The organism is Neobacillus niacini (genome assembly GCF_023715415.1).
Classification (GTDB): domain Bacteria; phylum Bacillota; class Bacilli; order Bacillales; family Cytobacillaceae; genus Neobacillus; species Neobacillus niacini_C.
Genome location: NZ_JAMBOB010000002.1, coordinates 606,545 through 626,362 on the forward strand (window position 1 = coordinate 606,545; position 19,818 = coordinate 626,362).

The 19,818-nt window shown below is 37.2% G+C and carries 16 protein-coding genes; 12 read left to right on the plus strand and 4 right to left on the minus strand.

Going from position 1 to position 19,818, the window contains the following annotated elements; genetic code table 11:
• Window positions 1-20: 20 nt before the first annotated feature.
• The 3 genes from M3189_RS06390 to M3189_RS06400 all read right to left on the minus strand — a co-directional run bounded on the left by M3189_RS06390 (window position 21) and on the right by M3189_RS06400 (window position 2,478).
• Window positions 21-1,436, minus strand: a complete 1,416-nt coding sequence (locus M3189_RS06390) for an AAA family ATPase (RefSeq protein ID WP_251632930.1) — start codon at window positions 1,434-1,436, stop codon at window positions 21-23.
• 468 nt (window positions 1,437-1,904) lie between these two features.
• Complete coding sequence (locus M3189_RS06395; RefSeq protein ID WP_251632931.1) at window positions 1,905-2,255, minus strand: type II toxin-antitoxin system PemK/MazF family toxin; 351 nt, start codon at window positions 2,253-2,255, stop codon at window positions 1,905-1,907.
• On the minus strand, window positions 2,245-2,478 hold the full coding sequence (locus M3189_RS06400; RefSeq protein ID WP_251632932.1) for a hypothetical protein: 234 nt from the start codon (window positions 2,476-2,478) through the stop codon (window positions 2,245-2,247). The genes M3189_RS06395 and M3189_RS06400 overlap by 11 nt, the downstream gene beginning before the upstream one ends.
• Window positions 2,479-2,732: 254 nt before the next feature.
• On the opposite strand from M3189_RS06400, the gene M3189_RS06405 reads away from it, so the two are divergent.
• The 5 genes from M3189_RS06405 (at window position 2,733) to M3189_RS06425 (ending at window position 7,216) form a co-directional block, all read left to right on the plus strand.
• The gene (locus tag M3189_RS06405) at window positions 2,733-3,734 is read left to right on the plus strand and encodes a DnaD domain protein (protein WP_251632933.1); all 1,002 of its coding nucleotides are present in this window, start codon (window positions 2,733-2,735) and stop codon (window positions 3,732-3,734) included.
• Window positions 3,734-4,978 carry a replicative DNA helicase gene (locus M3189_RS06410; RefSeq protein WP_251632934.1) on the plus strand — a complete coding sequence of 415 codons (1,245 nt, stop codon included), beginning with the start codon at window positions 3,734-3,736 and terminating at the stop codon, window positions 4,976-4,978. Before M3189_RS06405 ends, M3189_RS06410 begins: the two co-directional genes overlap by 1 nt.
• A 68-nt stretch (window positions 4,979-5,046) precedes the next feature.
• A complete protein-coding gene (locus M3189_RS06415) occupies window positions 5,047-5,478 on the plus strand; it encodes a hypothetical protein (protein WP_251632935.1) in 432 nt (143 codons plus the stop codon).
• Between the two features lie 17 nt (window positions 5,479-5,495).
• On the plus strand, window positions 5,496-6,194 hold the full coding sequence (locus tag M3189_RS26875) for a thermonuclease family protein (RefSeq protein WP_285889421.1): 699 nt from the start codon (window positions 5,496-5,498) through the stop codon (window positions 6,192-6,194).
• 77 nt (window positions 6,195-6,271) lie between these two features.
• Window positions 6,272-7,216, plus strand: coding sequence for an aldo/keto reductase family protein (locus M3189_RS06425; RefSeq protein WP_251632936.1), 945 nt, complete (start codon window positions 6,272-6,274; stop codon window positions 7,214-7,216).
• Window positions 7,217-7,383: 167 nt separating this feature from the next.
• On the opposite strand, the gene M3189_RS06430 is transcribed toward M3189_RS06425, so the two are convergent.
• Entirely contained in the window at window positions 7,384-7,992 is a 609-nt protein-coding gene (locus tag M3189_RS06430) for an FMN-binding negative transcriptional regulator (RefSeq protein ID WP_251632937.1), read from the minus strand.
• Between the two features lie 585 nt (window positions 7,993-8,577).
• Here M3189_RS06430 and M3189_RS06435 point away from each other — a divergent pair.
• The 7 genes from M3189_RS06435 to M3189_RS06460 all read left to right on the plus strand — a co-directional run bounded on the left by M3189_RS06435 (window position 8,578) and on the right by M3189_RS06460 (window position 19,676).
• Window positions 8,578-9,288 carry a GntR family transcriptional regulator gene (locus tag M3189_RS06435; RefSeq protein WP_251632938.1) on the plus strand — a complete coding sequence of 237 codons (711 nt, stop codon included), beginning with the start codon at window positions 8,578-8,580 and terminating at the stop codon, window positions 9,286-9,288.
• 55 nt (window positions 9,289-9,343) lie between these two features.
• Window positions 9,344-10,822 (plus strand): argininosuccinate lyase, encoded by a 1,479-nt coding sequence (gene argH / locus M3189_RS06440; protein ID WP_251632939.1) that lies wholly within the window; start codon window positions 9,344-9,346, stop codon window positions 10,820-10,822.
• A 128-nt stretch (window positions 10,823-10,950) separates the two neighbouring features.
• Window positions 10,951-11,967, plus strand: a complete 1,017-nt coding sequence (locus tag M3189_RS06445; protein ID WP_251632940.1) for a TAXI family TRAP transporter solute-binding subunit — start codon at window positions 10,951-10,953, stop codon at window positions 11,965-11,967.
• Window positions 11,968-12,067: 100 nt separating this feature from the next.
• Window positions 12,068-14,026: a TRAP transporter permease gene (locus tag M3189_RS06450; RefSeq protein WP_251632941.1), complete on the plus strand. Its 1,959-nt coding sequence runs from the start codon at window positions 12,068-12,070 to the stop codon at window positions 14,024-14,026.
• Window positions 14,027-14,040: 14 nt separating this feature from the next.
• Window positions 14,041-15,123, plus strand: coding sequence for an NAD/NADP-dependent octopine/nopaline dehydrogenase family protein (locus M3189_RS06455; RefSeq protein ID WP_251632942.1), 1,083 nt, complete (start codon window positions 14,041-14,043; stop codon window positions 15,121-15,123).
• 311 nt (window positions 15,124-15,434) lie between these two features.
• Window positions 15,435-15,566, plus strand: coding sequence for a hypothetical protein (locus M3189_RS26880; protein ID WP_285889423.1), 132 nt, complete (start codon window positions 15,435-15,437; stop codon window positions 15,564-15,566).
• A 333-nt stretch (window positions 15,567-15,899) separates the two neighbouring features.
• Window positions 15,900-19,676 carry a hypothetical protein gene (locus M3189_RS06460; RefSeq protein WP_251632943.1) on the plus strand — a complete coding sequence of 1,259 codons (3,777 nt, stop codon included), beginning with the start codon at window positions 15,900-15,902 and terminating at the stop codon, window positions 19,674-19,676.
• The last annotated feature ends 142 nt before the right edge of the window (window positions 19,677-19,818 follow it).

Sequence of the window (19,818 nt, forward strand, 5' to 3'; positions counted from 1 at the left end):
ACCCCACGGTCACCCCACGGTCACCCTTTTACTTTCAATGTTAATGGGAGCCCCTTTTTTACTGTGGCGGTTAGCACTTGTGTAGTAGGTTGTGTTAGATGTGTAACACTTTCTAGGTTATCTAAGAATATAGGGTAGGAGCTATTTTTTTCTTGGTTAATGACTGCTATTATTTCTAACATGCAACGAATTTTTTCGCTGTTGGACAAAACTCTGTACGGCCGATTATAGTAGGTAATCTGAAAGTCTGGTCGTAATTCGCCATTCTTTAGCTGTTTGAAAAGTTCGACTTTGGTGTGGGTTAAGTTCTTATTGATTTGGTTTTGATAGGTATTAGCTAATTGGCCAAGTTGATGTTTAAGCTTTTTTAGGTCCTCTCCAAGGCTGGCTTTCTTTTGGATCAACTCACTTAATGTAGATTCAACATTTTTTAGTTCGTGAATCTGTGAAGTCGGGAGTTCTACCATCGGCACTAACGGAAAACTATTATCTAATTGCGCAAGAGTTGACTCCAGTATCGATTTCTTCTCCATAAATTTTCTGTGCTGATAGCGGTGCGCACGTAATTCTGCTTCTAGAAGTTCCATTTCCTTCTTCACTTCATCTAATTTTGCTTTATGTACAAAGTGAAGAGTTTCTGCCTGACTTTTTGGCAGAGATTGTTTGCAGGTGGGGCAAGTTTCATCCTGTAAATAAGGAAGTGGCCCGAGTTCTTTTAATTTGTCTTGGTAAACTTTCATTCTTGTTTGTAGCTGATTTTCTACAACTTGATGTTTGTCGAGATTTTCGCAGATTGCTGTGATTCCTTCCTGCAATTTTTCTTTTTTATCCATGATTTCGTGGGGAACGGGAGTATAGTTTTTCTGTTTATCTAATATCGAGTCAATCTGTCTCTTTAAAACTGATTTTTGTCCTTCATAGAAGGTTTTAGAAGAATCTACCTTTTTTTGTTGACTCAAAATACTGCTCTTCTCTTTTTCGAGTAGTTCGAATTCATCTTTGGTTGCTAATAAATTCTCAATCAAATAAGTTCTTGCTGCGCTTTTGTCTTCCTCTGGAAAAACTTCAGGAAAAAAGCAGTAAATAAATGAATGGTAATCACCCACTAATTCGGAGAGTTCCTTATCTTTTATCTGCTTATGATTCAAGTAAACAGTAGTACCTTTCAGATTCATCGTTCTCACTACAAGGTATTCCTGATCATCTTTTTCAAAAACGACATCTACCTTCATGTAGCCCTTATTTTCTTGTAAATAGTCTTTGACAAAACCTTTGTACCCATGTTTTGTTACCCCATATAAACAAAAAACGATAGCTTCCCCGATAGAGGATTTTCCTGAATAATTATCTCCAAAAAAATGATTGACCATGCCCAATTCATAAAGGCTAGTCGTGTGGCATTTAAAGTTGGTAAGCTCAAGCTTTTTAATAAACATACCATCATCCTCAATATCACAATAATTTCTATTCCACCCATATTATTACATGATTTTAGGATAATAGAAATATAGAAATAACCAGAATGTTCAAATGTCCAGTGGTGTCCAGAGGGACGGTTCTCATGGTACAAATTAGACAAAAAAGTCCGCTAGAAGCGTCCCCACTGTCACAAGGAGTACCTTCAGCTTCTTAATATTTGGCTATTAAACCTCCTAGGAGGCAGAAACAGCAAAAAACCATAAACTTTTTTGGATGGTTTTCATGAGGCCGTCAAAACGACCATTCTAAGGTTGGACAAAAGAAGCGTCCCCACGGTACCAAAAATCAGGATTTTGAAAAGGTCTTTGAAAAGGGAACAAAAGTGGCACTATGGGGGGATAAAGGATGGTAGAAAGATTGTTATTTATATCTCAGTAAAAAAATAAAAAGCAGATTTTACCAATACTAAATCATATTTTCATAGGTTACTTAAAGACAGCATTGAACATAGAATATGTGGTATCAAAATCATCTAAATCCATAACTCCTAGTCTTTTAATAATCATACTATCTTCAACAGAAAACACTTTATTAGGAAGTACCCATTGATCTTCAAAAAGTAACCCTACATCTGGAATGTTAGTTTTATTTAATTTATGTTCATATCGGTCCTTGCTTTCTTTTTTTTCTTGGCTAGTTATTGCTAAGCAAACATATTTTGAATATTGATTATAATGTTTATTATTGCTGATAATAACAGATGGCCTTTTTTTAAAGCCAGGTCTATCATTAAACGGGAACGGAACCAGTACAATATCTTGTTTTTTAAAGCTCATTGTATGCGTCATCCTTTTCGTTATCCCAGACTTCTTCAAGGGATTTATTCACAATACCATTATACAGTCGATCTTCCTCATCATTTAATAATTGTTGAACCTTCTCCTTTATTTTGTTGATTTTGTTTGCAAAAGCTTCCTTATCATCTGATGATAAGGATTTAATAAATTTTTGTAATTCATCGAGTTCGTTAAAAATATCTTCTTTTTTTAGCGCAGACATCTTTTACACCTCACAAGTAAGTTTTCTCAATTATTATATCAGTTGAATGGATAATATATCCACATCTAAATCTTCTATAAAAATTTAGACGGTTCTCATGGTACAAGTTAGACAAAAAGGACCGCGAGAACCGTCCCCACGGTCACGCACGCGGTCACAAATCCGTCACAATTTTATTAATACCACCCTGTCCTTTTGCCTCCTAAATCCATATATAACTTATGAAAGATATTTTATAAGAAGAAGGGTCAGTGATGATGATGGCAAAGTATCGTATGGTGCGTGTAGATTTTTGGGATACTCCGATAGTTGAAGAGGAAATGTCTATAGAGGAGAGATATTTTTATCTTTACCTGCTTACAAATCCCAAAACAACTCAAATTGGAATCTATACCATTACGAGTAGACAGATGGCATTTACTTCGGGCTTTACGATTGAGAAAATACATTCGTTAATGGATAGGTTCATCAATCTCTTCAAGTTGATTCGCTACAACCCTGAAACAAGAGAACTCGCAATTCAAAACTGGGGAAAAGACAATCTGCATAAGGGCGGAAAACCCGTTATGGATTGTATCTATTCTGAATTAAAAGAAGTACAGGATACCACACTGATTCAATATGTTTCGGAACATATTCTTAAGAATGATATTCGCAGCCTTTATAATTCTTTTTGTGACCGAGGAAGGATGGATTACGAACAAGAAGATAATGATCTAGATGAAAATGATACATATAAAGAAACAGATGGTGAGCAAGATGACGAATCGTTCACGCACCGTTATACGATACGTGGGCAAAAAGAAAAAGAAAAAGAAAATGAAAAAGAAAAACAACAACAAGATCTTTATCCGAATGTAGTGAGTAATCCGGACTATGAAAATTCCTTACAGAAAAACAAAACCGATGTGAAAGAAATTGTTGAGTTTTGGGACAACAATGGATTTGGTTTTTCAAATATGAATGCAAAACAGCAGCTTTTATCGTGGTTAGATGACTCTAGCTTTCTGCAGCCTAAAGAGATAATTATAAAAGCGATGAATATTGCATGTGCGAATAACAAACGAAAGCTGAACTATGTGGTTGGGATTCTTAAAAACTGGGAAAAAGAATCGCTACTGACCGTTGAGGAAATAGATACCTTGCATGAGAAGCAAAAGACCATACCAATACATAGGCAATCCAAACGATCCTTTCCCGCAGGAAGAGACATTCCAATTGGATTTGAACTTGACATAACGGCTGGTGAAGAATGATGAGCGTTGTAGAAAAAGCGTTTTTAGGATGCCTGATGAAGGCGGATTACTTACTCAAGGATACCGTGATTCAACCTGAACAGCTTGAAAGTATACGTCATCGGGAAATCATGCAAAGAATGCTGGGATTAACCCAAGCCGGTAGGAATATTGATTTAATTTCGTTGACAACCTTACCGGATCTTCATTCATTTGGCGGTATGTCCTACCTTTCGGAACTGTTATCGCATGCCGATTTGGAGAAATTTGAAGGAATAGAGGAAAGCATTCTTAATCTGTGGAAGGAACGGGAAAAGAGTAATATCTTAACCTTAGCTGCCACGAATGATTGGGAGATTGCTAAGGTCATTGGTGAACTGGATAAAATTAACCAAGCAAAGATGGATGATCACACATCGTTACAACAAGCGTTGTCAGATATCTATGAGGCACCTTGGGAAGATAAAATGATACTGAAAACCGCAACAACGGGCATTAAAAAGCTCGATGTAATGACAGGAGGCTTTCAGGGCGGGGAAGTAACAATCCTCGCTGCAAGACCATCAATGGGGAAAACCGACGTGATGCTTCATTTTGCAAAAGTTTCAGGTTGGGCTGGTTATTTGCCACTCGTCTTTTCTTTAGAAATGCCTGAAAAGATGCTAACTTCTCGTTTGATAGCTTCGACAGGGGGCTTTAACCGTATAAAAATGCGGGATCCAAAGAGATTGCTGAATGAAAATCAAAAAAATACATGGTCGGATGTAATGGGGAATCTCAATGACACACATATGCAAATTTTTGATGGGTCGGGACAAACGGTAGCTGAAATAAGAGCAAAAACAAGAAAAATGATGAATCAATTTCCACACAGGAAACCCATCATTTTTATTGATTACTTAACACTCATCCATTCTGGACAATTTTACGGCGGGAATTCTCATCAACAAGTAACGGAAATATCTAAATCTCTTAAGGTGATGGCGAAGGATTTTGATTGTCCCGTTATTTGTTTGGCGCAGCTCAATCGTTCAGTGGAATCAAGAGCAGATAAACGGCCGATGATGTCTGATATCCGGGAATCAGGTAGTGTGGAACAGGATGCCGATGTCATTTTGTTCTTGTATCGCGAATCGTATTATAATACGAAAACTCAGAATCTAGACCTAGAAATCATTGTCTCGAAAAACCGTAATGGCCAGGTGGGATCCGTAGCTGTGAACTACAACGAGAATACAGGAAGAATTGAGGACCACAAGAGATAGAGTCATTTCTTCGAAGTACTGTCATTAGCCCTTTAGAATACTTAAAATCTATTACCGAGGTGTTCAACATGTTTGTAAAAGAAGTTTACCTTGATAGTTTACGATTTGAAGATACAGCGTTGGCCCATTACATCCACCATTTACTAGCAGAAAAGAAGATTTCACTAGAAGACGATATGTCCAAAATAGACTTAGAACAAGCCAATCACCAGAACGTAAGGGAAATGATTCAAAACAATGTTTTAGGAATACATAAAAAACGCATCTACTCACTAAAGATGAACCAGAAGGATTATGTGTTTATCTTTGCAATCAGCCAGAGAGAGGCAATCCAGTTCTACACAAAAACATTTCATCAAGCCCCATTAAACTGTCACGAATATTCGCTAGATTTCCAACTTGCGAGAGGATATGAAGTGATTTCGTTTCGGGACATGAGGAAGGAATTTGAGCGTTTTCCTGCTATTGCGGGGTATTTCAAAAAGCAATCTTGCAGTTGAAGGGCAGGGGAATATTCATGAGAAAACGAACAAGTGGAATGGCCATGATTGCAGCATCTACATGTATAGCATTCTATTCATTGCCATTACAGAAAGAAGAAATTGCACAAAAGAAAACCATGCAGGTGACTGAAAATCAAGGTAGTAAGATTCCCATTATGTTAATCGATATCATTGACGGGGATACCATTAAAGTCCAAGTTAACAGAAAAATAGAAACGGTGCGCTATTTATTGATTGATACACCGGAGTCAAAAAATCGAAAAACATGTGTCCAACTCTATGCAAAAGAGGCATTCTTAAGGAATAGCGAGCTCGTAAAAAGCGGAAAGCTCACATTGGAGTTTGAACCCGGAAACACTAGAGATTCCTACGGACGAATGCTAGCCTATGTATTTGTAGATGGAAAATCGGTACAAGGAACGCTGCTGAAAGAGGGGTACGCACGAGTAGCTTATATCATGAATCCTCCATATAAATACCTTGAACCCTTTAGGAAAGATGAAAATTCAGCAAAAAGGGATAAAACCAACATCTGGAGCAGGCAGGATTTTGTGAAGAGCTGGGGATTTAATGGCTGTTTGGGTGTCCAGAGGGACGGTTCTCATGGACACGTTAGACAAAAAGGACCACTAGAACCGTCCCCAGATAACTACCAGATAACTATTTCCTTGATTTATAAGGAAAACGTCCAAATCCAATCCTGCAGTATTTGATAATTGTAAAAATTGTAAAAATTTTATATAGTTTATCTGAAAGTCCTTTTCAATTATCCAAGGGAGGTATGATTTCAATGAAATACAGACGTTTAGGGAATAGTGGGTTAAAGGTAAGTGAAATTAGTTTAGGAAGCTGGTTAACTTATGGAAAAACGGTTGAAGATAACACAGCTGAGAAAACCATACATAAAGCATATGAACTAGGAATTAACTTCTTTGATTCTGCCAATGTTTACGAGCGTGGTGAAGGTGAACGAGTTATGGCAGGTGCATTAAAGGAATATCCACGTGAATCCTATGTCATTACGACAAAAGCGTTCTGGCCAATGGGTGAAGGTCCGAATGATCGCGGACTATCGAGGAAGCATGTGATTGAACAAGCCAATGCGAGCTTGAAGCGAATGAACTTAGATTATGTTGATATTTTTTACTGTCACCGCTATGATCAAGAAACGCCAGTTGAAGAAACGTTGAGAGCTATCGATGATTTAATTCGTCAAGGGAAGATTCTTTATGCTGGAGTAAGTGAATGGAGTGCAGCCCAGATTGAAGAGGCAGTCCGTGTGGCTGATAAATTCCTCTTAGATCGAATTGTCGTGAACCAGCCTGTATATAACATGTTAAACCGCTATATTGAAAAGGAAGTCATTCCGGTGAGTACGAAGCATGGGATTGGACAGGTGGTCTTTTCTCCTCTAGCACAGGGTATTTTAACAGGAAAATATAAAGTAAATACTATTCCAGAGGATAGCCGCGCATCAAATGCAGAAATCAACAACTTCATGAAGGGGATGTTGACGGAGACTACCTTTACGAAGGTAGAACAGTTAGAGAAAATCGCCAAGGAATTAGAAATCACTCTACCTAGCCTTGCGTTAGCTTGGATCTTACGTAAGCCAAATGTTGCAAGCGCATTAATTGGTGCAAGTAGACCAAGCCAAGTAGAAGAAAATGTCAAAGCCGTTGAAATTGAACTTACGAGTGAGGTTATTGAAAAAATTGAGGGAATTTTGGCATAGAAATAATCTTTGAGCAGACACTTGAAAAGGAAGTAGTTCAATTTTTGAGGAGAAAATAAACATAACATTATAAATAGAGTGCTAAAACATCTAAGGTTTTAGCACTCTATTTTTCAATCATTATTACGAAAAATGAATTGGAGGCACTATATACAATATTTCTAATTCTACAAATTTTTCCTCATAAGAGATGCCACTTTTATGTTATCATGTTTAGCAGTGCTTTCTAGATGTTTAATAATTAACTCTTGTCGTTCTACAGGATGATTTTGGCTTAATTTAGCTTTTGCTTCAATTTTTGTGATTTTTATTTTGAACGCTACAATTCCTTTTGCCATCCCTTGGATATAATTGGGATCTACATCGTTTAAATTGTATGAGCTATCTGGTTCTTCATATTTGTATACCATATCATTTAAAGTGTCCAATATTACTTTTTGATCTTCGACTATCTCCAACTTGCCTAATAAATGGATAGATACATAATTCCATGTAGGTGCCGCCGCCTTAGATGTTTCATACCAAGATGGCGAAACATAACAGTGTGGACCTTGGAAAACCACAAGAACTTGCTGGTTTTCAGCATCCTTCCATTGTTCGTTCGGACGAGCAAAGTGACCATATAAAGCATCTTCAGATTTTTTCAATATAAGCGGAAGATGAGTGGCGTAAGGTTCACCATTATGCTGAGAAAATAAAGTTGCAAAGCTGTACGTTTCGATAAAGTCATAATTAACTTCTTCATCGTCGATTTTAAAGTATTTTGGAATATACATTATGGATTCACCCCGTAGTAATTATCTTTTAATCTACCTTTTATCGTATGCTGTTAGGAATTAATGAATAACTATCGTATTACCATTCTATTTCTCTATACAAATAGGTTAATCCTGCATTAGGTAAAATTATATTAATCGGTTAACCAATTAATTTTGATGTTCTTAGGCTATCATAGGTTTCTTCCACTGGAAAAAGACATGCATAAATAAGCATATCTTTTAAATTTGCCTTTGTAGCTAGACGTTAAACCTAACACCTTACGAAACACAAGCGGGATATGTTTGATCCTTTCTGTAACAATAGCAAAAAGCCGTTTCCAATAGGGAACGGCTATTCGGGTTTTGTGCTTAAATTCGAGATGAGACAAGAATCATTCAACTAGGAGCATATTAAACAAAAATGGCCATCTAGACTAACTTCAAATTATTCAGAAAATTTAATTTTTATATTGATTTTTTAGTGGGCTCTAATTTATAATGAGTATGTACAGACATACGAACATTCGAACATAAATGTCAAAAGCAGCAGATTATCAAATTAAACGGAGCAGTGGCAAAAAATGAATGATATGAGGGATTAGCATGAAACACCTAATTAATGAAGAAAGTGGGATTCCACTTTATTATCAAATCAAGGAACTAATAAAGAAGAAAATCGATAGTGGGGAATGGAAAGGTGGAGATAAAATTCCAAATGAAATGGAAATGACGGAAAATTTACAAGTTAGCCGTTCAACCATCCGTCAGGCCATTTTGGATTTAGTCAATGAAGGAATCTTAACCAGAAAAAAAGGGGTAGGCACCTTTGTTGCCAAACCGAAATATGAAGGGAACTTTATTCATTTTGCCTATCCGAATGAGCTTGGGACCAAGCATATCCCGTTAAGTATGAAAATGATTGATAGTTCGATGGCAAAAGTAAAACAACTCAATTTAACAGAAAATGAAAAAGTCTATGAAATCATTCGTTTGCGTTATTTTTACGATGAAGTGGCAGCGATTGAAAAATCATATGTCCCTGTCAATTTGGTTCCGAATTTATTAGAGGAAAAATTAGAGGGCACACTGTTTGAACTAATCACGGAAAAATATCAAATCTCGATTACAAGGTATAAGAATTATATCGAACCAATCTTACTAGATTCCAATGAAGCAAGGGTGTTAGAAGTTGAGCCCAATCAACCAGCTTTGAAAATTACCAAGCTATGGATGACGCCACAAGGAACACCCGTGGTGCTTAGTACTAGTATTTTCAGGGGGGATCGATGTAAATTGCTGTTCAGTTCAGAGTAATTCAAACGTTATACTTTTGTATTAAAAATATAAAAAAAAGGGATGAAACGATCCAATGAGAGAACGACTAAAAGCTGACCTTTCAGATGAGGTCATTGATTATCTTCTAATGCCAGCTCTACTAGCTGACAAAAACCGTTCATTCAACAACATGATGAGCATTAATAAAGGGCATTTATTCATGCTCATCGCACAAGGAATCGTTACTTCTGAGGTAGGAAAAAAAATAATGGATGCCCTTGATGAAATTAGTCAACAGGGTGCAGATCGTTTAGAGTTAAATCCGAAACTGGAAGAATTATATTTTAATATTGAAGCTGCCCTGATTAAACTAGTAGGAGTGGAGGTAGGGGGCCAGTTGCACACGGGAAGAAGCAGGAATGATATCTATGCAACGGTTGCCAGAATGAATAGCCGTGATTCTCTTTTAACCATAAGTGAGCTACTTCTTCAGCTAAGGGATGAAATACTGACGATTGCTGAAAATTCGCTTTATATGGTGATGTCTGGGTATACCCATATGCAGCCTGCTGAACCTATCACCCTTGCCCATTACCTATCAGCCATACTTCACTCACTTGAGAGGGACCAGACAAGATTTCAACAGACCTTCAACCAGATCAACATTTCCCCGCTAGGTGCGGGTGCAATGGCCTCAACATCTTTTCCCATAAACCGCCAAGAAACTTCAGAACTGCTAGGATTCGACCGTGCCATGGCCAACTCCCTGGATGGGGTTGCTTCCAGAGATTATGTTTTGGAAACGATTTCCTCTATGAATATACTAATGAATAATTTAAGCCGTTTTTGTCATGACTTATACATTTGGAGCACAGATGAATTTGGAGTAGTAGAGGTAGGAGATGGCGTTGCTGCTTCCAGTAGTATCATGCCTCAGAAGAAAAATCCAATCACACTAGAACATATTAAAGCAAAGTCAGGTCATATCATTGGGGCGCTCGTTTCCGCAACATCTTGCTTGAAAAATACTTCCTATGGTCACTCCAGGGATACGGCAGAAAGTCTTAAATATCTTTGGGATTCATTTTCCGAAGTAGAAGCCAGCCTTCATTTATTGATTGCGACCGTCAAGACATTGAAATTTAACGAGGAAAAAATATTCCACCGTTCCTTGGAAAACTTCTCAACCCTAACGGAATTAGCCAATACCATTGTGCGGGAAGCGAATATCTCCTTTAGAGAAGCGCATCAGGTGGTAGGGAATTTAGTGATTGAAATGATCGAGCGAAAAATTCCAGTGACGCAAATCGATGCAAAACTAATCGATGATATTGCTAAAAAGGTCATTGGAAAGGAAATCTCGATATCAGTAGAAGGAATTAGAAAAGCTTTAGATCCAATCGAAAATGTAGAATCGAAGAATACCTTTGGAGGACCTGCCCCGTCAGAAGTGAAAAAGCAATTAACTTCATTAAAGGAACAAATTGAACTGGATAAAAACTGGTTGGAGCACCAGCAGAAGCGGATAACAGAAAAAATCAAACAATTGTCAGAGGCTCATGTAAAAAATTAATAGAGTATGTTGTGGTTGTAGTCTTAGGGGAACTTCTAGGATGAAGGGAGGACGTTTGTTTTAAAAAGACGGAATATTTTTTATATTCATAAAAATCATAGTCTATTAAAAACAAGGGGGAAATTTCATTGAAAAAAGGCCTTTCAAAGCTATTTATCTTATGTATTGCACTGATGTTTGCATTAGCAGGCTGCTCTGACAGTAGTACATCCGGTGAAACCGGTGGAAATGATTCAAAACAAAAAGAGTATAAACTCCTTTTAGGTACATCCAGTCAAGGCGGTACTTACTATGTATGGGGAGGCGGTTGGGCCGACATTATTGGAAAGAACGTACCAGGTACGGACGTTGCCGTCGAGGTTACCGGTGGTCCAAACTCAAATATTCAACTAATCGAAAGTGGAGATATGGATTTAGGGTTTGTTACCGCTTGGCTTGGCGGTGAAGCTTATAATGGCGAAGGCTGGGCAGATAAAAAGTATGAGAAGATTCGGTCCATTTTCCCAATGTACGCAAGTGTCATGCATATGTATAGTCTGAAAGATAGTGGAATTAAAACGATTAGTGATTTTGCAGGTAAAAATGTAAGTACGGGTGCTCCGGGCAGTACGAGTGCTGAGGCAGGAAATGGCCTATTGGAGGTTTTAGGAATTAAACCAAATCGTGTAAGTGGAGTACCTACCAATACATCAATTGATGGTTTACGCGATGGAACGATTGATGCCGGATTCGCGGTAACGGGTGTTCCGGGTCCATTCATGTTAGACCTTGAGACCACACATGAAGTTGAACATATCGGCTTAACAGAAGAGGAAATGAAAAAAGCATTAGAAAAGTATCCATATTGGTCAGAAGCTATTGTCCCAAAAGGAACCTACAAGCATCAGACAGAAGATCTGTTACTCCCAGGGTTTTGGAACATTGCGATTGCATCTAAAGACTTACCAGACGATCTAGTCTATAACCTTGTCAAAACGACGTTCGAAAAACATGAAGAATTATTAGCTGTCGACCCAAGTGCGAAAGAAACATTGGTAGAAAATTTAAAATATAGTACCATTCCGTATCACCCAGGTGCCGTAAAATATTATCAAGAAGTTGGAATTGAAATACCTGATCACCTTCTTCCGCCAAAAGCAAAATAAGACAGGATTTCTAAATTAGAATGATAAAAAATGAGCCTTCTTGGTGAGCTTGGCAGGCAAAACCTGATGCCAAGAAGAGCTCGATTTTCGGGGGTGCTCTGTGTCTCAAAACCAAACAACTGAATTGGGAATACAAGAGGAATCGAGTTCAAAGAGAAACTTACAAGGCTTCAATTTAAAAATCTTTACGGTAATCGCTGTTTTTATGTCTTTATTTCATATTTACGTGTTAGGGTTTTACCCAATCACCCCATGGATACTATATACGGTCCACTTAGGGTTGGGAGCTATCTTGGTTCTAATGCTCTATCCGATGAAAAAATCACTATCCAATAATGGCATAATGGTTACTTCAATAATCGATTATATTTTAATCGGACTTAATTTCTTTGCGGGCGCCTACCTGATTGTTGAAATGGAAGAGTTGGTATTCAGAATCGGTGTTGCACCTACACCCATGGATTTATTTGTCAGCATTATATTAATTATAACCGTACTCGAAATTACTAGAAGGACAACAGGCTTGATTTTGCCAATCCTGGCTGTACTATTTATTGCCTATGCTCACTATGGACAATTTATCCCTGGTGACCTCGGCCACCGAGGCTACAGTTGGGATCGAATTTTAAGTTATTTAAACAGTATGGATGCGATTTTCAGTGTTCCTATTGGGGCTTCCGCCACCTTTGTTTTTCTTTTTATCTTATTTGGCTCGTTTTTAGCTGAAACGGGAGGCAGTAAGTTTTTTATTGACTTTGCCATTGGAGTAGCTGGAGGAAGAAGGGGTGGACCAGCAAAAGCAGCGGTACTCTCAAGTGCGCTTTTTGGTACAGTGTCTGGGAACTCAGTAGCGAATGTCGTTTCTACGGGTGTGTTTACGATCCCATTAATGAAGAAAATTGGCTATTCCCCTCGGTATGCAGGGGCGGTTGAAGCCGTTGCCTCTACAGGCGGACAAATTATGCCCCCAATCTTAGGTTCGGCTGCCTTTATCATGGCCCAGTTACTTGGCGTATCCTATTTGAATATAGTGGTTGCTTCGATTATCCCTGCATTGCTGTACTTTTTTACCGTTATGATTATGATCGATTTTCAAGCGGCAAAATTGGGATTAAAGGGGTTGCCAAAGCATCAACTGCCGAATATCAAGAAAGTATTAATAAATGATGGCCACTTATTTATTCCGTTGATTGTGTTAATTTTTACGATGACGATTTTAAAAACAAGCCCAATTAAAGCAGCAATCTGGGCAATCGCCTCAACGATTATCGTTTCCTTTTTGAAAAAACATTCGAGAGTGACCATTTCGAAAATTATTAAATGTTTAGCTGGCGGAGCAGAATCTGCTTTAAGTATGATTGCGGCCTGTGCCACTGCCGGTCTAATCATTGGAGTGTTAAACCTTACAGGTGCAGGGTTAAAATTCGCTTCTATCATCGTATCACTAGCGGGAGATAATCTAGTTTTAGCTTTAATTCTTACGATGGTTGCAACCATCATCCTAGGAATGGGATTACCTACAACTGCAGCTTACTTAATCACTGCGGCAGTTGTTGCACCAGCACTCGTCCAGATGGGGGTCACTCCTTTATCTGCCCATATGTTTGTATTCTATTTTGCATGTCTATCTGCGTTTACACCGCCTGTTGCGCTTGCCGCTTATGCAGCAGCCGGAATCGCCAATGCGAAGCCAATGCAGGTTGGATTAACAGCCTGTAAGATTGGAATCGTCGCGTTTATTATTCCATTTGTGTTTGTATACGGACCAGCCATCTTGATGCAGGGGACCGCCGGTGAAATTATCATGGCGACAATCACAGCATTAATCGGGGCGTTTGTGTTGGCTTGTGCGGTGGAAGGTTGGTTTATTGGGAAACGGGCGACTATCATCACTCGAGTTCTACTTGGTGTCGCTTCGATTACACTCATTGATCCAGGTCTAGTAACGGATTTAATCGGTCTTGGACTTATTTTAGCAGCGGGACTTTTCCACCACTTTGTTGGTCCTAAAAAAGTAGAGGATTCATTGCAAAACCAAATACCACAAAATATAAAGTAAATGGAGGAATTATCATGAAATTTACAATTATCGGTGCGGGAAACGGCGGTCAAAGTATGGCTGCGCATCTTACCCTGTTGAATCATGAAGTCATTTTATATGATATTCAGGCGGAATTAATTCAAAAAATCAAGGAAAATGGCGGCATTAGAGCAGAGGGAGTATTGGAAGGATTTGCTTCCGTTCAGGCAACAACAGATTTGGAGTATGCGATGTCTGATACAGAGGTGATTATGGTCACTACAACCGGTACAGCTCATAAGCACGTCGCCCGGGCGATTGCACCGTATCTTAAGGATGGACATATCATCATGATGTTTCCAGGATATTGGGGGGCACTCGAATTCCGAAATATCTTTAATGAGGTCGGTATGACCAAAGATGTCTATGTTGCGGAAACAGAGTCCCTCATTTATACATGCCGCTATATTGAGCCTGGCCATGTACGGATTAGAAAAATAAAAGAAAGATTAGAGTTTGCTACGCTTCCAGCAAGTGATGCTAGGATTGTGAAGGAAAGATTAAAAGAGGTGTACCCACAGCTAGTGGAAACGGAGAGTGTCCTTACCACGACACTGAATAACGTGAATCCAGTTTTCCATGTTCCAATTTTATTGTTAAATGCAGGAAGAATTGAAGCAGAAGGTGATTTCTTCTTTTACCCTGATGGAGCCACTCCATCTGTTGTCAATGTGATGGAACAATTAGAGCAGGAGCGGTTAGAAATTGGCAAAAAATTAAATATTAATCTATCAACTTGTTTAGACTTGCTTAAACGATTTTACGATGTGGATGAGACAAATCTATATGATGCGATTCAGAACAACCCTGCGTATAAGACAGGTAAGGCACCAACCACATTAAATTATCGCTATATTTACGAGGATATTCCTTATGGCTTACATCCGATTGAGAAACTGGGTGAAAAATTAGGGGTGCCAACACCAGCCGCCACCTTGCTGATCAACCTTGCTCAACTCGTTAGGAAGGAAGACTTACGAACAAATGCCCTTACATTATCTGACTTAGGGTTAGCGGAAAAAACACCGGAGGAAATGGTTGAATACTTGAAAGGGGATAATAAAGCTTATAAATAACATTTTGGGGGACCGGATTTTTCGGTTCTCTTTTTGTGTTCATGCCGGATATATGAGAAAAACGATAAAGAATTTTTTGATGGTAAAGGAAATTTATATAAAAAGGCATTCATTAACTTGATGGGGGCCAGGCACAATATTTGGAATAATGTTTATAAAGTGCGAACAGGTAATTTTTTCTCTTATCATTTTTTCTTAGTTATCAACTATGAATGTAATGAATCACTAATTAATAATAAAGGAAAAATTTCACATCATGCAGAATTAATTGATAGGACGAAATAACTAGATATAGTATGGGGGTAAATGACATGTTGTCATTAAGTGAAAAAAGAGAAATACTAAATTCTTTTAAAGAATTAAGAGAGCAGGAAGACAAATTTGGCCGTTTCTTTTATTACTATGATAAATCTCCTTCAAGGAAGAAAATGGCAGTTAAATGAACCCTTTCAGGATAACGATAATGAAATGGGATCTAAATCGATTCCTCCATCCATTGCCGAATTACCTAGGAAGTTAGAATAGTAAAAAGTAAAATTTCAAAAAGATATCAAGCTTACCTTAAAAAATATATCGAAAATCAGATTGAGAGTGAATTTTGGCCAAAGCAGTTAACTCGTGATAAAGAATCGTTTATCCATTCTAAAACTAGTAAGCTAGTCACAACAATACAAAGAATCGTTAAAAGTAAACTGGAATTCTAGTATTATTTTACCGTATGTAGTGGATCTTATAGTTAAAGTGGATGCCATTTGAAATTAAAGAGGAGGCAAAAAATGAACGGTCAAATTAATAAATTCCAAGCTGTACTTCAGGTGCTTTTACAGCAGAGGACGAAAGAGCAAATTTGTTTAGAATTCAATATTTCAGAAGCAGAATTTGATTTATGGGAGCAGCAATTTTTAGCTGCAGCAAAAGATGCACTACATGGCGTGGATGAAGTTAGTCTCCAGATGGCACAAGATTCAAGCCTATGGTATTCTCTCGCATTTAACTCGAGTTTTGTACCTGAATTCTACTCTCATGAATATCGACGGATTCATGAACTATTGGCGACGAAACAACCATATGGTGCATTATTACAAATAAAGGATTTTTATGAAATCTTATTAAAGTTTCCAATTTTAGCCACTGTTAGTTTTTGGTTATCACGCGGTTCATATGATAAACTTACTAAACCATATAAAGAGACCATTTTTAAGATACTTAGTGAAAAGCTAACACTTGGTAAATGGCTTGGAATTGCAAGAGATATCTTAGAAATTCAAAAGATGTACACACTTGATGAGCACGAAATTAAATTAAATACAATCTTACAGGCAGTATATGATTTATACGAGGAACAAAATATAGTCAAGTGGCGGAATCAATATATAGGTCACGGCGCACTTGGGAATTTTGAGGATGAGTCGTTTCAACAAACTTTAAAAAAACAACTTACTCACATCAAAAAGCATCTAAGTGATCCAGTTATACAGACGTTATACCCTTTGTTAAATATTTATTGTAAAGAGGGAAACTGGAAGATATCCATACATGATTACATATTTTTCCTGAACCCATTCATGTACATAGAGAACGAGGATGTACTGCTCTTTGAAGGATATGATGAAGCAAGTGCATTTGTAGAATATTTAAACTATAAACGTGGTAAGAAAAATACGATTCATCAAGAATCAATGAAAGCCATATTTAATGACCTGGTCCAAAGTCAGCAGCACCTGATGCCCATGCAAGATCTTGACTTTGCGTACAAAGAGGATGTCCGTGCATTTGAAAATCAACTGACTTTTTTAGATTATATTGAACCATCCTATTTAACTTCATGGATTACAAAGGTTACAAAAGAACAGCCAAGCGGTTTTCTCTACTTGGTAATGGAGGAAGGAATGGGCAAGACTACTCTTGTTCAGGCAATGGATGAGTTGAAGCTCAATAAATGGAAGCATCCGAATATCATGTGCCGTGCTGTTTATTGCAATAAGTATTTCATTAATCAAATACAGACACTTAAAGAAGATATCATTACATGTCTTAGTAAAGTTGTTATAAATGGTACGACAAAGACAATGAATAGTTATTTTTCATTTAATGCAAATCATACACTTGATCCACAAGAGTTTTATGGAGTTTTAACGGATTGTTTCTCAAGATTAAAATCTGAAATAGGAAAAGAAAAACTTCTTTTCGTCTTAGATGGCCTTGATGAATTATTAGGTACGAATGCAGATCATTTAATAGAAGTACTTTCTGAGATTCCCCCGCTTCCAGAAGGCATGTTTGTGTTATTAACAGCAAAATATCAGGGAAAGCAAACTATTAAACTTCCAAATGAAATGAACGTAAAAACAAGGGTTGTACATCAAAATGATGATGAAAATATGAAATTGTTAATGAACTTTGTGAAGGACAAGCTAAAGCTTAAAGGCGAAGAGGGGAAACGATTTATTAATAATCTTGAGGATAAGCGTATGTTGTTAATTCAGCCATATGCGATATTACGGAAAAAAGTGCCCGATGCCAGTCTTAACTCTGTTTTTGATGTAATGAAAAGTTATATGGAGTATATGCGAAAACTCTATGGTGAAAAATATTATGCTCAATTAACCCAATTGGCTACATTATTGTCATTTTCACAAAAAGCATTAACTCTAGATGAAATTAGCTTCCTATTAACTGGTCGTGCTACGGACTATGAAAACCTCGGGCTATTGCAAGATATGAAGTATTGGTTAACTGTACGAAAAGAAAATTCGACTAATACCTACGCATTAGTGAAAACTTCTGTTCGAGATGCAATAAAAAAGTTAAACTTTTACCGGGAGGATTTAGAGGCTATTAGTTCTAGATGGCTAATTTTAGCAGGAGGTGACTATTCGAACTTAGACCCTCTACCATCACATATCGGTCTTTTATATGAATATGTGAAACTTGTTCCCTCAATAAAACTTACTGGAACGTATAAAGACAAGCTACCGCTAATTGCAAGACAATGTTACGAATTGGCAGAAACATATCCAGAAATGGAGCAGGCAATAAAGTTACTAAAAATAGAGCGTGACTTCCTTTCTAGCACTGAGGCAGCATATTTAGTTTCTGAGGGATATATGAAGATGTTGGAAGATGATCAAGCCTTATTGGAAATGGACATCTTGTTCCCAATGCTTCTTGGTCAAGAGAAATCAGCACTTTATTTTAAATCGATTCAGCTTCAATGGCTGCTTCTTATAAAGACAGGCAATAATAATGAGTTATTAACATTAAATATGAAAATGTATGACCGAATAAAAACAAATAAAAAAAATGCTTTATCCTTGCTGCGTCACGCACTTAACTACAAAAAGGCATTATCTCTTGAACATATACGTACAGCAATAGAGAGCAACCATCCTCAACTTGTTTTTTATTATGAATATGCATTGCAGCAAATTCGTACTTTTGCAAAACACGATAAAACGAATGAAATAGTTTCATGGACAGAGGTACTATCCAATGCCATTAGAAATAAACAATGTCTACGATTATATGATCATATCATTCTTTGTTATTTGGATGGCTTACTACTTTGTGGCCATACATTGCAATTAGCAGAGAAAACAAAAACTCTACAAACGATTTCATTTGATTATCCTGTTAGCTGGTACGTTCAAAAAATTTATATATTTAATGAGCCATTTATTCTTAATTATTATCAATATTTCGAAAGCTTGCAAAAAGTAGTAAGAGGTATTGAAAAGTTAAAAAAGGAATTTCCTCTCTTAAATGAACAGGCATTTATTATTATGCCTGAATTTCACTTGCATTTGTTTGATTATGAGGAGATTTTGAAATTAACTATGTATCACAGAATTGAGGCTGAGCGATTTTTTAAAAGAATGTTTCGTTCGTCATATGACAGTGATCAACTTGCTATTTTACAAGCTCGAATTGAGGAAATCGAGGAAAGACGTTTTATCACTAAAAAATATGCATTAAATAAAATAGTAGAAGCGCTTCCCATTCCTTTACATCGCCAATCTATGACGGAATTCTATCAGTTATTATTCGAGCTTCCTGTATCAGAGGAAAAGTTTATCGTCGGTACGGAATTGCTAACCATTCATAACACCATGCTCCAAGAGAGACTAGAGGCGATACCGGAAGAACTTGTAAAAGAGGTTCATTTTCTTTATGCAGTATTAGATAAAACATTACTTCCTACGATAATAAGAGGCAGATTTTTATTTGAGTATGCTCGAATGACATATTACGATGTATATAAAGGTTCGTGCGAGCCCTTCCTTGTGCACAACACCGAAAGGAAAGTATTGGATTTGTTCCAACAAGGTTTTACGGCATTTAAGCAAGCTGTTAAGGAAGGAAGCGGAATGGAAGACTATCTTTATGAGGATATTCTCAAATATATTTACCGCATTACAAAAGAATTAAAACATAATGGTCATCGTGAACATTCATTTGTTCAGTTACTCGATGCAAATGAAATATCCGCTTTACGTCCCAAATTGCACAGACTTACGAGGGTTGATGAAAAACCCGAATGGCTATTAAATTAATATGAATTTTTAACAATGAATATCTACTTTACTATTAATTAAATGGAAATATTTAGTTTATGGTGACGGTGTTTTATAGTAAAAATAGATATATGTTAGTAAGAGAGTCAATGATTAGCAGTGTGAAGAAAAATTAATTATC